At 63.8% G+C, this 14,379-nt stretch carries 15 protein-coding genes; 2 read left to right on the plus strand and 13 right to left on the minus strand.

Annotated elements, in window-relative coordinates; all coding sequences use genetic code 11:
• Positions 1-67: 67 nt before the first annotated feature.
• The 6 genes from KIP88_RS07405 to KIP88_RS07430 are packed head-to-tail and all read right to left on the minus strand — an operon-like array spanning position 68 to position 6,080.
• Positions 68-1,519: an aldehyde dehydrogenase gene (locus tag KIP88_RS07405; RefSeq protein WP_214487185.1), complete on the minus strand. Its 1,452-nt coding sequence runs from the start codon at positions 1,517-1,519 to the stop codon at positions 68-70.
• A gap of 22 nt (positions 1,520-1,541) precedes the next feature.
• Positions 1,542-2,276 carry an ABC transporter ATP-binding protein gene (locus KIP88_RS07410; protein WP_214487186.1) on the minus strand — a complete coding sequence of 245 codons (735 nt, stop codon included), beginning with the start codon at positions 2,274-2,276 and terminating at the stop codon, positions 1,542-1,544.
• Positions 2,269-3,018, minus strand: coding sequence for an ABC transporter ATP-binding protein (locus tag KIP88_RS07415; RefSeq protein WP_214487187.1), 750 nt, complete (start codon positions 3,016-3,018; stop codon positions 2,269-2,271). The genes KIP88_RS07410 and KIP88_RS07415 overlap by 8 nt, the downstream gene beginning before the upstream one ends.
• Entirely contained in the window at positions 3,015-3,959 is a 945-nt protein-coding gene (locus KIP88_RS07420; RefSeq protein ID WP_214487188.1) for a branched-chain amino acid ABC transporter permease, read from the minus strand. The genes KIP88_RS07415 and KIP88_RS07420 overlap by 4 nt, the downstream gene beginning before the upstream one ends.
• Positions 3,956-4,825 (minus strand): branched-chain amino acid ABC transporter permease, encoded by an 870-nt coding sequence (locus KIP88_RS07425; protein WP_249790571.1) that lies wholly within the window; start codon positions 4,823-4,825, stop codon positions 3,956-3,958. Before KIP88_RS07425 ends, KIP88_RS07420 begins: the two co-directional genes overlap by 4 nt.
• 28 nt (positions 4,826-4,853) lie before the next feature.
• On the minus strand, positions 4,854-6,080 hold the full coding sequence (locus KIP88_RS07430) for an amino acid ABC transporter substrate-binding protein (protein ID WP_214487189.1): 1,227 nt from the start codon (positions 6,078-6,080) through the stop codon (positions 4,854-4,856).
• Between the two features lie 172 nt (positions 6,081-6,252).
• On the opposite strand from KIP88_RS07430, the gene KIP88_RS07435 reads away from it, so the two are divergent.
• Positions 6,253-7,164: a helix-turn-helix domain-containing protein gene (locus KIP88_RS07435; RefSeq protein WP_214487190.1), complete on the plus strand. Its 912-nt coding sequence runs from the start codon at positions 6,253-6,255 to the stop codon at positions 7,162-7,164.
• Between the two features lie 43 nt (positions 7,165-7,207).
• On the opposite strand, the gene KIP88_RS07440 is transcribed toward KIP88_RS07435, so the two are convergent.
• From KIP88_RS07440 to KIP88_RS07450, 3 genes are read right to left on the minus strand one after another with little or no spacing between them, the layout of a single operon-like run.
• Positions 7,208-7,639: a hypothetical protein gene (locus tag KIP88_RS07440; protein WP_249790572.1), complete on the minus strand. Its 432-nt coding sequence runs from the start codon at positions 7,637-7,639 to the stop codon at positions 7,208-7,210.
• A gap of 44 nt (positions 7,640-7,683) precedes the next feature.
• A complete protein-coding gene (locus KIP88_RS07445) occupies positions 7,684-8,364 on the minus strand; it encodes a site-2 protease family protein (protein ID WP_214487191.1) in 681 nt (226 codons plus the stop codon).
• A gap of 10 nt (positions 8,365-8,374) precedes the next feature.
• On the minus strand, positions 8,375-9,286 hold the full coding sequence (locus KIP88_RS07450) for a LysR family transcriptional regulator (protein ID WP_214487192.1): 912 nt from the start codon (positions 9,284-9,286) through the stop codon (positions 8,375-8,377).
• 90 nt (positions 9,287-9,376) lie between these two features.
• On the opposite strand from KIP88_RS07450, the gene KIP88_RS07455 reads away from it, so the two are divergent.
• A complete protein-coding gene (locus KIP88_RS07455) occupies positions 9,377-10,264 on the plus strand; it encodes a DMT family transporter (RefSeq protein ID WP_214487193.1) in 888 nt (295 codons plus the stop codon).
• A gap of 81 nt (positions 10,265-10,345) precedes the next feature.
• Here KIP88_RS07455 and KIP88_RS07460 read toward each other — a convergent pair whose 3' ends face one another.
• From KIP88_RS07460 to KIP88_RS07475, 4 genes are all read right to left on the minus strand, one after another.
• A complete protein-coding gene (locus tag KIP88_RS07460; RefSeq protein ID WP_214487194.1) occupies positions 10,346-10,735 on the minus strand; it encodes a GFA family protein in 390 nt (129 codons plus the stop codon).
• 7 nt (positions 10,736-10,742) lie between these two features.
• Positions 10,743-11,489 carry an SDR family NAD(P)-dependent oxidoreductase gene (locus KIP88_RS07465; RefSeq protein WP_214487195.1) on the minus strand — a complete coding sequence of 249 codons (747 nt, stop codon included), beginning with the start codon at positions 11,487-11,489 and terminating at the stop codon, positions 10,743-10,745.
• Between the two features lie 26 nt (positions 11,490-11,515).
• The gene (locus KIP88_RS07470; protein ID WP_214487196.1) at positions 11,516-12,247 is read right to left on the minus strand and encodes an SDR family oxidoreductase; all 732 of its coding nucleotides are present in this window, start codon (positions 12,245-12,247) and stop codon (positions 11,516-11,518) included.
• Between the two features lie 127 nt (positions 12,248-12,374).
• Complete coding sequence (locus KIP88_RS07475; protein WP_214487197.1) at positions 12,375-14,195, minus strand: IlvD/Edd family dehydratase; 1,821 nt, start codon at positions 14,193-14,195, stop codon at positions 12,375-12,377.
• Positions 14,196-14,379: the final 184 nt, after the last annotated feature.

Raw genomic sequence — 14,379 nt, forward strand, 5'->3', positions numbered from 1 at the left:
AAAATAGCCGTTTGTTTGTCACCGCTGTTCCCGGGGTCGCTTCGCTCGCCCGGGCTACAGGTTTGGTCTAGATTGGATAATGCTGTGGTCCGGTCTCGATCGTGATCCAGCGCAGCTCCGTGAATTCGGCAATGCCGGCCTTGCCGCCGAAGCGGCCATAGCCCGACGCCTTGACGCCGCCGAACGGCATTTGCGCCTCGTCGTGAACGGTGGGGCCGTTGACATGGCAGATGCCGGAATCGATCCGCTTGGCGACCTCGAAAGCGCGGGCGATGTCGCGTCCGAATACGGCGGCTGATAGCCCGTATTCGGTGTCATTGGCGACACGCACGGCTTCGTCCACACCGTTGACGCGCACGACGCAGACCACCGGCCCGAACGACTCCTCGCCGTAGATGCGCATCGACGAGTTGACGCCGTCGATGACAGTTGCCGACATCAGCGTGCCCTCGCTGCGTCCGCCCGCGACCACCTTGGCGCCCTTGCTGACGGCGTCGTTGATCAGGGCCTGGATGCGGGCCGCGGCATCGGTGCCGATCAAGGATCCCAGCGGCGCATTGCCCTTGCGCGGATCGCCGGCGACCAGCGATCCGGCCTTCGCCGCAAGTTTTGTCACGAAGGCGTCGGCAGTCTTCTCGTCGACGACAAGGCGCTCGGTCGACATGCAGATCTGGCCCTGGTTCATGAAGGCGCCGAACGCAGCCGCGGCCACCGCTGCATCGATGTCGGCATCGTCGAGCACGATCATCGGTGCCTTGCCGCCGAGTTCGAGCAGCGCCGGCTTGAGATATTTCGCTGCGACCTGCGCGATGATGCGGCCGACTCGCGTCGAGCCGGTGAAATTGACCCGGCGGACGGCGGGATGGCCGATCAGCATTTCGATCAGGGCAGGGGCGTCTTCCGGCGCATTGGTGATGACATTGAGGACGCCCGGCGGCAGGCCGGCGTCGCGCAGGCATTCGGCGATCAGCCGGTGCGTGCCCGGGCAGATTTCGGAGGCCTTCAGCACCACGGTGTTGCCGCAGGCGAGCGGCAGCGCGATGGCGCGGACGCCGAGAATGACCGGTGCGTTCCAGGGCGCCATGCTCAGCACCACGCCCGCGGGCTGGCGCACCGCCATCGCGATGCAGCCCGGCTTGTCCGAGGGGATGACCTCGCCCGAAATCTGCGTGGTCATGGCGGCGGCCTCGCGCAGCATGCCGGCGGCGAGGTGAACGTTGAAGCCGGCCCAGCCGGCGGTCGCCCCGGTTTCGGCTGCCATCAGTTCGATGAATTGCGGGGCCTTCGACGCCAGAAGATCGGCGGCCTTCAGCAGGATCGCGCGCCGGGCATTCGGGCCGGTGGCGGACCATGCCGGGAAGGCGGCTGCGGCGGTATCGGCCGCGCGCTTCGCATCCGCGATCTGGGCCGCAGCGGCGCGGCTTGCGATGTCGCCCGTGACCGGGTTGAGCCGATCGAACGTCGCGCCGTTCGACGCCGGGACATCCTTGCTCTCGAGCAGCAGTGTGATTTCGTACATGGCTTTCTCCTTTGGCGTGGCGCTACGATGATGGTGCGGCGGCGGGCGCTGGGCCGCCGAGATAGGCGCGCTGGACGGCGGGATCGGATTTCAGATGATCGGCGGTGCCGTGCCCGACGATGATGCCGTTTTCGAGCACATAGCCGCGGTCGGCGATCCGCAGGCTCTCTTGCGCGTTCTGTTCCACGAGCAGAAGTCCCACGCCGGCCTCGCGCACCCTTCGCAGGGTTGCGAACAACTCCTGCACCATCGCGGGCGAAAGCCCGAGCGACGGCTCGTCGAGCAAAAGGATATCCGGATTGGACATCAGCGCACGGCCGATCGCGAGCATCTGCTGTTCGCCGCCGCTCATGGTGCGCGCGATCTGGGCGGCGCGTTCGCGCAGGCGCGGAAACAGCCCGAGCACCTGTTCGCGCCGGGCGGCTTCGCCGTCACGGGCGCGCTTCGGGTTGGCGCCGAGCAGGAGATTTTCCTTCACCGTCAGGTCACCGAAGATGCCGCGCCCTTCGGGCACCAGCGCAAGTCCGCTTTCGACAATCTCATGTGCCGGGAGTGCCGAGATATCGCGGCCGCCGAGGCTCACTTGCTTGCCAGGAAGCGTTCGCACGACGCCCGCGATGGCTTTCAGCAGCGAGGTCTTGCCCGCGCCGTTGGCGCCGAGGATCGTCACGATCTCGCCGCGCCCGACGTTAAGTGCGACGCCGTCGAGCGCGCGATGCTGGCCATAGGCCAGGCTGAGATTTCTGACCTCAAGCATCGGCAGCCACCCCGCCGAGATAGGCCTTCACGACGGCCGCATCGCTCAGAACATCAGCGGTTGCGCCTTCGGCGATCTTGCGGCCGCTGCTCATCACCACACAGCGATCGCACAGCGCGCGCACCGCATTCATCACATGCTCGACCAGCACGATGGTGATGCCATCAGCCTTCAACGACCGGATCAAGTCGATGCCGATCATGAGTTCGGACGGATTTAAGCCCGCGAGCCATTCGTCGAGCAGCAGCAGCCGCGGCTTGGCGGCGAGGGCGCGTGCAAGCTCCAGGCGCTTGCGGTCGATATAGGTGAGGTCAGCCGCCGGCCGCCGGTCGTGCCCGGCAAGCCCGACGCGATCAAGGAGCGTGTCGATCCGCCTTTCGGCCTCAGCGGCTGGCAGATGCGGCTTCTGGAACGCCAGACCCGCCCTGATGTTCTCCCGGCAATCCATACCGTCGAGCACGCGGACGAGCTGAAATGTCCGCGCCAGGCCAAGCCGCGCGATCCGGTACGAGGCAAGGCCCGCGATGTCCCGGCCCATCAGGCGGATGGTGCCGGCATCGGGACGCAGCACGCCCGACATCAAATTGAGCGCCGTCGTCTTGCCGGACCCGTTGGGGCCGAGCAGGCCCATGATATCACCTTGCCCGACCGCAAAGCCGAGGTCGTTGACCGCGACCAGCCCGCCGAACGCGCGCCGCAGGCCGCCGACTTCGAGCACCGGTGTTCCGCTTTCGCGGCTCATGCGGCCACCCGTTGCGTGGTTTTTCCGCCCGGCGCCGCTGCCAGCTTCTCGAACAATCCCGCGACGCCCCGCGGCAGCATGTAGACGATCAACAGGAAGATGCAGCCGAGGATGATCGTGAACGTGTTCGGAAAGCGCGCGCTCAGAAGTTCGAACAGCAGCGTCAGCGGCACGGCGCCGAGCACTGGTCCCCACAGCCGGTGCGCGCCGCCGAGCAGCGCCATGATCAGCACCTGAAACGAGATCATCGAATTGAAGGCGATCGATGGTTCGATATAGGTCCATCGCGGCGCCATGATCGCGCCGACCAGCGTCATGACCGTGGCGCTGATCGTGAACAGCGCGACCTTGGCGAAGGTGGTATTGATCCCGCAATGTTTTGCGACGGTCTCATCTTCGCCGATCACGCGCAGCGCAAAGCCTAAGCGCGAGCGCGCGATCAGCCAGCCCAGCAGGAACACGGCGGCGGTCAGCGCCAGCAGCTGCCAGTAAATATCGGCCTGCGTGATGTCGACGAAGACATAGCGCCCGAGCACGCGCGATTTGTTGACCTCGAACCAGACCACGAGCTGGCGGATTAGTTCGGTTAGCCCGAACGTGAAGATGACGAAGTAGACGCCGCTCAGCCGTAGCGTCGAGAGCCCGACAATGGCAGCCAGGATGGCGCCGAGGGCCGCTGCGATCAGCAGCACCAGCGGCCAGGGCAAGATCTCGCCGAGCACGGCGACGGTATAGGCGCCGACACCGAAGAAGGCGGTCGTTGCCAGCGAGACGTAGCGCGTTGGCCCTGAGAACATGCCCCAGGCCGTCGCCAGCACGGTGTACTGCAAGAGGCTGATGGCGAGCGCGAGGTAATAGGCGTTGCCAAGACGCGGCACGAAGGCCAGCAACACAAAGGCCGCCAGGGCGAGGGCGCCAAGGCCTGCGGTTCGCGCGGTCATCGTGTCGCCCTGCCAAACAGGCCAGCGGGCTTCACCAGCAGCACGGCGAGGAACAGGGCGAAGTTGACGGCGAGCGTGAGGCCGGGATCGACATAGGAGGCAACCAGCGCCTCGCTGAGACCAAGTGCCAGGCCCGCAACCAGGCAGCCCAGCATGTTGCCGACGCCGCCCATCACGACGACGATCAACGCCTTCATGGTGAAGACCACACCCGATGACGCGCTGAAGGTGAGGAACGTGCTGACCAGCACGCCGGCCGCGGCCACCAACGCGCCACCCAATGCAAACGTGAGTGCGGAAGCTTGCGGCACGTTGATCGCGACAAGCTGGGCGGCAAAGGGATCGACGGCGACGGCGCGCACCGCCGTGCCGGCGCGGGTTCGTGTCAGCGCCAGATAGAGCGCGAGGCCAAGCAGGATGGTGATGCCGAGCGCGGCGAGGCGGTTGGCCGCCACGGTCTCGCCGACAAACTGCACCGGGAAGGCGAGGAAGGAATAGCTGTAATAGGCCCCACCGAACAGCGCGAGCATCGAGCCCTGAATGACGAAGGTGAGCCCGAAGGTCGCGAGAATGCTGTCGACCTCGAGCGCGTCGCGGTTAGGCGCGCGGCGCACCAGCGGCGTCAGCAGCAATTTGTAGATCGCAAAGTTCAACACGAAGGCGAGGGGGACGACCAGCGCCAGTCCGACAAAGGGACTGATCGCCCAGCCCGTGAACAGCCAGTGCGATGCAAAGGCAGCCGCGATCAGAAACTCGCCGTAGGAGAGGTTCATGATGCGCGCAACGCCGTACTGGAGCGTGAGCCCCATGGCGATGAGCGCATACATGCCGCCCAGCATCAGGCCGGTCAGGATAGCGTTCGTCATGTCGAGACCGGCCGCGTTGGTGTGAAGTTTACGGTGCCACCCACGCCGGCTTCGGTACGATCGCGGTGCGCGCACCCTCGTTCCCCGCCGGCGCGATGCCGTAGAACTCGCCATCCTGCCACTGGCCAACCCACCAGTAGCGGGTCGGCATGTTGTTCTCGAGCTTGACCTTGCCGATCACGGTATCGAACGAGCCGGTCTGCAGGTCCTTGATAACAGCGGCACGGTCGATCTTGCCGACGCGTTCGATCGCCTGCTGCAGCATCTGCAGGCTGGCATAGGTGACCGCGCTGGCCCAGCGATCCGGCTCGGCGCCGTTGGCGGCGGAGGCCTTGTGGCGGGCGAGATAGTCCTTGATCGCCGGGCTGTCGCCGCTCCAGCCGCCGATGCCCATCACGCCCTCGGTGTTCTTGCCGAATTTCTGGCGATAGAGCGGGAAGGCGGTGCCGACGCCGGTATAGAATATTTTCGGATTGAAGCCGGTGATACGCGATTGCTCGGTCAGCGCCAGCGTATCCGGCGGATAGCTGAAGGCGATGAAGACATCCGGATTGAGCGCCTTTATCTCGTTGACGATCGGGGCGAGATCCTGCGTGCCGATCGGATAGCTCTTGTCGTAGGCCAGCTTGAACTTCGCATTGGTAAGCGCCGGCCGTGCCGCGCTCGACAGATCGATGCCGAAGCCATCAGCAATGCTGACCATCGCTACCGTGTCGCCGATCTTCTTTTCGTCGCGCAGCTTGGACAGCAATTCGACCAGCGTCTTGGCGGCATCCGCGCTGGTGCCGAGCATCCAGAAGCTGTTGGGCCAGCGTTTTGCGAGTTCCGGCGCGCGGTCGGTCACGGCCGTTGCGGCGAGGTGCGGATAGCCTTCGCGATTGAGCGTCGGGCCAACCGCCAGATTGAGGCCGGTGCCCCATGGCGGCAGGATGAAATCGACCTTGTCCTGATTGATCAGCCGCTCCAGTGCGCGCACGGCCTCTTCGGCGTTGGAGCGGTCGTCGTACTGCACGACCTCGATCGGGACGCGCTTGTCGCCGAGCTTGATGCCACCGGCGGCATTCACTTCCTTCACCCACAATTCGTAGTTGGGGATCGTGGTGACAGCCGCGCCGCCGGTGTTCGGGCCGGTGCGCGAAATGGCGTAGCCGATCTTGATCGAGGTTTGGGCTTGCGCGACGGCGGCCAGGCCGAGCGTGGCGGCGCAGGCGGCGGCCACGAGCAGTGCCGTACGTCGCGTCAGGAATGTCGTCATGTTTGTCCTCCCCGGGGTGCATCTCGCGGCGCCATTGAACTGGCGCTCATGATCGTCCTGACGTTAGGGGAGGTCGCGGGGCGCTTGGAATTGGACGAAACCGGGGAAAGATTGTACTTTTCTGGCAAATCCGTCGGTTTACTGGCGGCGGATTGTCTCAGGAGACGGGCGCATGTCGGTATCACCAGGGCTGAACGGACTGCCGGTCGGCATCGCGCTGGCGGTGCGTGCGGAGGCGTTTTCGGCATCGCTGGCGGCGCGGTCGTGGGTGATCCGTCAGAAATCCGGGCGCCGGGCGCATCTGTTGCTGCTGCAATCGGATCGTGGTCATGCGTCATGGCACGGGACCGGCGTGGCGCTTGAAGCGCCGGCGCTGCTTTGGCTGCCGGGCAGCATTGATGCAACGGTGAACGTGGGGCCCGGCGCGCACGGGCTCCTGTTGTCGGTAGACGATGATTTCCTGATCAAGATCGTCGCCGGCAATGCCGAGGCGCTGCATCTGCGCAGGACCACCGAGCGTGTTGCATTGATCGCCGGCGAGGCGCTTCCGCCAACTCTCGACACGATCGCTGAATCATGCCGCGCCATCGTGGCGGAGCTGCGCACGCCGGGCTTTGGCGGCGCGACGCTGATATCCTCGCATTTGCTGCTGCTGTGTTTGCAGCTCTGGCGGCTCAGCGCCTCGCATGATGAGCGTCACGAGGTGGCGGCGCGTGGCGGCGGTCCGGCACTGGTCGGCAATTTCCTGCAAATGGTCGAGCTGCATTATCGCGACGGCTGGCCGGTGGCGCGCTATGCGGACGCGCTTGGCGTCACCTCCGACAAGCTGCACGCCCATTGCCAGCGCGAGAAGAGCTGCGGCCCGCGCGCGATTATCCACGAGCGGCTGGTTCGCGAAGCCTGTATGCGGCTGCAGCAACTCGACCTTCCTGTCGAGCAGATCGGATACGGTCTGGGTTTCCGCGATCCGGCCTATTTCAATCGCTTCTTCCGCAAGTACCGCGGCGCGTCACCGGGAAACTATCGCCGCCAGATTCGTCTGGAGCATGCGCGCAGCGGCCCTTCCTACGCGGCGTGGCCATGACGCGACGGTTTGTAGATTCAGCCGGTGCGGGAAGAAGTCCGCGTCAGCGCCAGAAGTAGCGAATGCTGACGTAGACCACGGCGAGGCACGCAAAGATCAGCGCCACCGGAAGCCGTGGTTTTGTCGCCGGGCCGGATGCGGCTGGCTTCGGCCGCGGGGGCGGCCGTCGGAACGCGGTGACGTTGCCGGTATCGGCGGCCGGCTCGCTCGCGCGCGAGGGAATTTCGGGTGGCGTTCCAGACCCGCCCATCTCGGCATAATAGCTCTTGTACATGAGCTGGATGGTGGCCTCGGAGGCGTCCGCCTCGGTCATCCTTGCCAATAACTGCCGGTAGCCTTCAAGAAAGCTCTGTGCCTCGGCGGGCAGGGCGGAAAACCCGTTGAGCTTGGCCAGCATTTTCCAGGTTGCAAAATCTGCTCTCGCGCGCGTATCGGCGCGGCGTGCAATCAACATATCGGCAGCTTTTGTCGCCATGGCCCGGAGTCGGTTCTTCCCTGCGTCCTGTTTCTATCTGAAGTTTAAGCGTTGCCGGTGATGAAGAGAAGCGCGCTGATCACATATCCGGTCAGTGTCCGAAGTATCGACGAAATAACATCAAGATTTAGGCCGAGCTGCGTGCCGACGACGGGAAGCAGGATCAAAAGGCCGAGCAGGATCAGCATCCCGTAGGGTTCCAGCCGCGACAGCGGGTAAGCCAGCACCCGCGGCAGCAGCCCGACGGCCACCCGGCCACCGTCCAGCGGCGGGATCGGCATCATGTTGAAGATCGCCAGCACGATATTGATCAGGAAAGCATTTTTGAGGTTGTCCGCCGTCCATTTGGCGGCGTCTGCCGGCACCAAAGGCAGAGCGTGGAAGGCAAACGCCACGATCGTCGCCAGGATGATGTTGGTGGCGGGGCCGGCCAGCGCCACCCAGACCATGTCGAGCCGCGGATGGTTAAGGTTCCGGAAATTCACTGGGACCGGCTTGGCGTAGCCGAACAGGAACGGAGAGTGCGCCAGCAGCAGCACGCCCGGCAGAATCACGGTCCCGAAGGGATCGATATGCTTGAAAGGGTTGAAGCTGACCCGGCCGAGTTGCCAAGCGGTATTATCACCGAGCTTGTATGCCACAAAGGCGTGCGCGGCCTCGTGAAACGTGATGGCGATGAGGAGTGGGAGCACCCAGACCGAGATAGCATACAATGAGATATTCACGTGATCCCGCTCAGTTGAAGGCGATCGGGATGGCGTCGCGGGTTGCGCGCCTCACCGAGATTTCATCTAGATGGTTGGAGATGGTGGCGCGCAAGTGATTTGCGAGTAGCGCGCCCGCCTGTGACAGATTCGCGGTGCGATGCAGGCAAATGTCCGCAGCCGGTAGTCGCGGCATGCCGTCGCGCTCCGACAGCGGGCGCAGCTTCGGTGGAAATGTTCCTGCCTTTACGACAGTCACCGCAAGCCCCTGCGCCGCAACCGACTCGACGGCGGCAAGGCTTTGGCTGACGAAAGCCAACCGCCACGGTCGCTTGACGGCATCGAGCGCCTCGATCGCCCATTTTCGGAACAGGCAGCCCTGCGGATAAAGCGCAAGCGGCAGCGGGCTCTGCTGCTCGACAGGGTGAAATGCGCCGGTTGCCCACGCAGCCTGTTCGCGCCGCAGGAATTCACCTTCGCCACTTCCCTCCGGGTGCATCGCAATGACGAGGTCATAGGCATTGCCGAGGCGCGAGGGCATGGAAGAGGTGAGTCCTGTCTCCATCTCGATGTGGACCAGCGGATAACAGGCGACGAAGCTTGCCAGCAAGGGCGGAACGATCAAGGTGCCGTAGTCGTCCATCACGCCCAGACGCACAACACCTTCAATCTTGCGCTCCCGCAGCTTGCCGACGGCCTCGTCGTTCAGCGTCAGGATGCGCCGCGCGTATCCGAGCAGCCCTTCGCCCGCGGAACTCAGGTCGACATTGGCTTTGGTGCGGTTGAACAGCTCCACGCCAAGGCGTTCCTCGAGGCGCTTGATCTGCATGCTTACGGCCGACTGGGTCCGGTTAAGCTGGCTAGCGGCGCGGGTAAAGGAGCGGCTGTCGGCCACCGCCACGAAAGCTTTCAACAGCTCCGGATCGAGGAGGGGTGCGCTCATAACCAAACGTTATTTTGCCTATCATGAAAATTCTATTTCTTGATTAGTAGTCCTTCCCTACCTTGTCTGCAAGTCGGAAGGGGAAAATGCATGAACGAGGCGTGGGGCGTGCTTGCGGCGGTCCTGTCGAGCGGTCTGGGTGGAACGTCGGTTGCGGCAACCCGCTATCTGGTGAATGCGATTGATCCGTTGGCGATCGGTTCGTTTCGGTTCGGCATCGGGTTTCTGCTGCTGTTGCCGGCGGCGCTTCTGCAAGGCGGCCGGTGGCCGCCGCGCCGCGACTGGTCGGGCGTCGCCGGACTGGGCGTACTGTACTTCGCCCTGTTCCCGATCCTGTTCAATGCGTCTCTGATTTTCACGACGGCGGCGCGGGGGGCGCTCGCGTTGTCGACGCTTCCGCTGCTGACGATGGTCGTGGGGGCGCTGCTCGGCAGCGAGGCCCTTACGGCGCGCAAATCGATCGGTGTCGTGACCGCAACGCTGGGAGTTGCTCTGGCTCTACTGTCGGGCCTTGCTTCCGCGCCGCCAGGAGCCTGGCGCGGTGACCTCCTGATGATCGCGGCAGCCCTGTGCATGGCGCTCTACAGCATCTGGTCCAAGCCATTCATTGCCCGCTCCGGGCCAATTCTTTTCACGACAGTGTCCATGGGAGTCGGGGCTTTATGCCTCGTCCTGATTTCGCACTGGCGCGGCAGCTTTACGCCCGTTGCGGCTTTCGAGGTCCCGCATTGGCTGGCGGCCCTCTATCTCGGTGCCTTCGGCAGCGCGCTGACGTTTTATCTGTGGGCATTCGCGCTGGAGCGCACAACGCCGACCCGCGTCGCGATCTCGGTCACCGTCAATCCGATTACCGCGTCGCTCGTTGGCGCGGCACTGCTGGACGAACCGCTCCGCTGGAATCTCGTTGGCGGTATCGTGACGGTCTTCGCCGGCATCTGGATCGCGACCACCGCAGGCCGGCGGCCTGCGCCGGCGTAGCCCGGATGGAGCGAAGCGCAATCCGGGATCGATCCATCCGCGGATAAAACAATCCCGGATTACGCTGGCGCTCCATCCGGGCTACGGAACTGTCTCCTGATATTGCGGTAAACCGTCATCGATCCGCACCCAGGCTATCTTTTCCGAGACCCAGATGTGCTCGGTCGGCGCAAAGGCGTTGCGGTCGTCGAAGGCGGCCAGTGCTACGCCGACCACGGTGCCGTTGGTCCGCCGGGAAAACAGCCGCGTTCCGCAAACCTTGCAGAACACCCGGTCGAGCGCTTCTGAGGACGGATAGCGCGCGGTGTCGCCCTCGACCGAAAGCGCCCGTTGGTCGAACAGCGCGCGGGCAAAGAACGGCGAGCCCATTGCCTTCTGGCAGTTGCGGCAATGGCAGATGCGGACATTGAGCGGCTCACCCTCGGTCTTGAACCGGACCACGCCACAGAAACATCCGCCTTCCCGGATCATGCTTACCTCAATAGGTTGCCCGGCCGCCGGAAATGTCGAACACCGCACCGGTCGAGAACGCGCAGTCTTCCGACGCCAGCCACGCCACCATCGCCGCGAGTTCTTCCACTAGAACAAAACGTCCCTTCGGAATTTTCGACAGCATGAAATCGATGTGCTGCTGCGTCAGCTGGTCGAAGATCGCGGTTTTCGCCGCCGCTGGTGTCACCGCATTGACGAGAATGTCGTGCTGGGCGAGTTCCTTGCCGAGCGACTTGGTCAGCGCGATCAGGCCGGCCTTCGAGGCCGAATAATGCGCGGCGTTGGGGTTGCCTTCCTTGCCGGCGATGGAAGCGATGTTGACGATGCGGCCGTATTTTTGCGCGATCATCGCAGGCACCACCGCCTTGCAGCAGATGAAGGGGCCGTCGAGATTGATGCGCAGCACCTTGCGCCATTCGTCGAGGTCGGTTTCCCACACCGTCTTGTTGATGCCGGCGATGCCGGCATTGTTGACGAGGATGTCGATCTTGCCGAACGCCTTCAGCGTCTCGTCACGTGTCTTCTCTACCGCGGCGAGATCGGAAACGTCGACCTTGAAAGCCGAGACATCAGCGCCGATTTCCTTGGCGGTCTTTTCCGCAAAGGGCAGGTCGTGATCCCAGATCGCCACCTTCGCACCTGATGCGACGAAGCGCTCGGCGATGGCGCGCCCAAAACCCTGCGCCCCGCCGGTGACCACGGCGCAACGGCCGTTCAGATCAATCTTGTTCATGCTGGAAGCCTTTGATTGCGTGGACGTCAGAGCATGTAGCCGCCATCGACGACGAGGTCGACGCCAGTGGTGAACGCGGCTTCGTCGCTCGCAAGATAGACCGCCATGGCCGCGATTTCCTCTGCGGTGCCCAGCCGGCCCATCTTCTGGCGGGCGATGAACATCTCTTTGCCCTGCGGGCCGACGGCCGCGGCGCGGTCGAGCATCGAGGGTGTCTCCACGGTGCCGGGGCAGATACTGTTGCAGCGGATGCCCTGGGTGATGAAGTCGAGCGCAACCGCGCGCGTGAGCAGCGAAACCGCAGCCTTGGACGCACTGTAGGCATAACGGTTGGCCGGTGGTCTCAACGCCGCGCAAGACGAGATGTTGACGATGCTACCGCCTCCGCCCGCCAGCATCGCCGGCAGAAACGCCTTGATGGTCCGGTGCATGGATTTGACGTTGAGGTCGAACGAGAAGTCCCAGTCCTCTTCCGAACAGTCCAGGATGGTTCCGTGGTGCACGAAACCCGCCGCGTTGAGCAGGATGTCGATCTTTCCAATACGCTTGGCGAAGGCGTTGACTTCGGCGGTGCTGCGAACGTCGAGCCGTGCGGTCTCGGCGACGCCTTCCTTGCCCAGGGGGGCGATGCCGCTTTCATTGATGTCGGTGGCGATCACCGTGGCGCCTTCGCGCGCGAATGCTATTGCGCATGCACGCCCGATGCCCGCCGCCGCGGCGGTGACAACAGCACGCTTTCCCTTCAGTCGATCTGACATTTTTTCTTTTCCTTTTTTCTTCGTCATTGCGAGGAGCGATAGCGACGAAGCAATCCATTGTTCCTATGCGGAGGTATGGATTGCTTCGCTACGCTCGCAATGACGGTGGTTGCCTGATGAACGGTGCCTAATGATTATCCCGCGCTACGCCGACCGTGCCCGCAATATTCTGATAGCGCGTTGCGAGTTCCATGCAGGCGCCGGTGGCCTGCTGGCCGACGGTCGAGCGATAGACCTCCTGCCAGGGCGTCTGGTTGGCCGGGTAGGGGAAGCCGCCCTTGTCCTTCAGCTCGGCGCGACGCTTCTTCAACTCATCGCTCGTGATCAGGATGTTGGCGTCGCCCTTGTTGAGGTCGATGCGAACCTTGTCGCCGGTCCGCAAGATCGCAAGCCCGCCGTCCGCGGCAGCCTCCGGCGAGGCGTTGAGGATCGACGGCGAACCCGAAGTCCCGGATTGCCTTCCGTCGCCGATGCAGGGCAGCGAGAGGATGCCGCGTTTGATCAGCGCCGCCGGGGGCTGCATGTTCACGACCTCGGCGCCGCCGGGATAGCCGATCGGCCCGGCGCCGCGGATGAACAGCACGCAGTGCTCGTCGATGTTGAGCGAGGGATCGTCGATCCGGTCGTGATAATCCTCAGGCCCCTCGAACACGATGGCGCGGCCCTCGAACGCATTCGGATCTTTGGGATTGATCAGGTAGCGGTCGCGGAATTCCTTGGAGATCACGCTGGTCTTCATGATCGCGGAATCGAACAGGTTGCCGCGCAGCACCAGGAAGCCGGCGTCCTTCACCAGCGGCTTGTCGTAGCTCCAGATCACGTCGCCGTCAGGCTTGGCTGCCTCGCCGCAGTTCTCGCCCATGGTGCGGCCGTTCACCGTGATGGCGTCTTCATGGATGCGCTTGTGCGCCATCAATTCGCGCACCACCGCCGGCACGCCGCCGGCGCGATGATATTCCTCGCCGAGGTAGAAGCCGGCCGGCTGCATGTTCACCAAGAGCGGGATGTCGTGGCCATGTTTCTGCCAGTCGTCGATCGACAGCTCGACGCCGATATGCCGCGCCAGCGCGTTGATATGGATCGGCGCGTTGGTCGAGCCGCCGATCGCCGAATTCACTGCGATGCAGTTCTCGAACGCCTTGCGGGTCAGGATGTCGGATGGCTTGAGATCCTCCCAGACCATCTCGACGATGCGCTTCCCCGTTTCATAGGCGATCTGGCCGCGTTCGCGGTAGGGCGCGGGGATCGCCGCGCACCCAGGCAGCGACATGCCGAGCGCTTCCGCAAGCGAGTTCATGGTCGAGGCGGTGCCCATCGTGTTGCAGTGGCCGACCGAGGGGGCCGAGGAGGCCACGATTTCGATGAACTCGTTGTAGTCGATCTCGCCGGCGGCGAGCCGTTCGCGTTGCTTCCAGACGATGGTGCCGGATCCGGTACGCTCACCGTTGAACCAGCCATTGAGCATCGGACCACCGGAAAGCACGATCGCAGGCAGATTGACAGTCGCCGCCGCCATCATGCAGGCCGGCGTGGTCTTGTCGCAGCCGGTGGTCAGCACCACGCCATCGAGCGGATAGCCGAACAGGATTTCGACCAGGCCAAGATAGGCGAGGTTGCGGTCGAGCGCCGCGGTCGGCCGTTTGCCGGTTTCCTGAATCGGATGCGTCGGAAATTCCATCGCGATGCCGCCGGCGGCGCGGATGCCTTCGCGCACCCGGTGCGCCAGTTCGAGATGATGCCGATTGCATGGGGAGAGGTCGTTGCCGGTCTGGGCGATGCCGATGATCGGCTTGCCGGACTGCAATTCCTCTCGGGTCAGGCCGTAATTGAGATAGCGCTCGAGATAGAGCGCGGTCATTCCCGGATTATGCGGGTTGTCGAACCACTCGAGGGAACGTAGCCTCCGGCCCTTGCCATTGGTGGCAGTTTTGTTGTCGTTCTTTTTCATTGGTTCCTCCCGCACTGCAAACTCGTGGGCGGCTTAAATCACGGCAGCGATGCACCATGCTGAAAATTTCATCCGCTGCAACGCGCTTGCCTTCTCCCGTCCAAGCGATCCGATCCTAGTTCGACCCAAAAGATAGCGCTACCCTAGTTCGACCCAAAAGATAGCGCTACCATTTTCTGTCCAC

Origin of the sequence: Bradyrhizobium sp. SRL28 (assembly GCF_018596315.1) — a bacterium.
Classification (GTDB): domain Bacteria; phylum Pseudomonadota; class Alphaproteobacteria; order Rhizobiales; family Xanthobacteraceae; genus Bradyrhizobium.

What these genes read in the sequence shown, in the direction of transcription:
- KIP88_RS07465 (WP_214487195.1), bottom strand. Translation starts at nt 11,489, where the DNA reads ATGAACAAGATTGATCTGAACGGCCGTTGCGCCGTGGTCACCGGCGGG.
- KIP88_RS07440 (WP_249790572.1), bottom strand. Translation starts at nt 7,639, where the DNA reads ATGGCGACAAAAGCTGCCGATATGTTGATTGCACGCCGCGCCGATACG.
- KIP88_RS07475 (WP_214487197.1), bottom strand. Translation starts at nt 14,195, where the DNA reads ATGAAAAAGAACGACAACAAAACTGCCACCAATGGCAAGGGCCGGAGG.
- KIP88_RS07470 (WP_214487196.1), bottom strand. Translation starts at nt 12,247, where the DNA reads ATGTCAGATCGACTGAAGGGAAAGCGTGCTGTTGTCACCGCCGCGGCG.
- KIP88_RS07430 (WP_214487189.1), bottom strand. Translation starts at nt 6,080, where the DNA reads ATGACGACATTCCTGACGCGACGTACGGCACTGCTCGTGGCCGCCGCC.
- KIP88_RS07435 (WP_214487190.1), top strand. Translation starts at nt 6,253, where the DNA reads ATGTCGGTATCACCAGGGCTGAACGGACTGCCGGTCGGCATCGCGCTG.
- KIP88_RS07420 (WP_214487188.1), bottom strand. Translation starts at nt 3,959, where the DNA reads ATGACCGCGCGAACCGCAGGCCTTGGCGCCCTCGCCCTGGCGGCCTTT.
- KIP88_RS07405 (WP_214487185.1), bottom strand. Translation starts at nt 1,519, where the DNA reads ATGTACGAAATCACACTGCTGCTCGAGAGCAAGGATGTCCCGGCGTCG.
- KIP88_RS07425 (WP_249790571.1), bottom strand. Translation starts at nt 4,825, where the DNA reads ATGACGAACGCTATCCTGACCGGCCTGATGCTGGGCGGCATGTATGCG.
- KIP88_RS07415 (WP_214487187.1), bottom strand. Translation starts at nt 3,018, where the DNA reads ATGAGCCGCGAAAGCGGAACACCGGTGCTCGAAGTCGGCGGCCTGCGG.
- KIP88_RS07460 (WP_214487194.1), bottom strand. Translation starts at nt 10,735, where the DNA reads ATGATCCGGGAAGGCGGATGTTTCTGTGGCGTGGTCCGGTTCAAGACC.
- KIP88_RS07450 (WP_214487192.1), bottom strand. Translation starts at nt 9,286, where the DNA reads ATGAGCGCACCCCTCCTCGATCCGGAGCTGTTGAAAGCTTTCGTGGCG.
- KIP88_RS07410 (WP_214487186.1), bottom strand. Translation starts at nt 2,276, where the DNA reads ATGCTTGAGGTCAGAAATCTCAGCCTGGCCTATGGCCAGCATCGCGCG.
- KIP88_RS07455 (WP_214487193.1), top strand. Translation starts at nt 9,377, where the DNA reads ATGAACGAGGCGTGGGGCGTGCTTGCGGCGGTCCTGTCGAGCGGTCTG.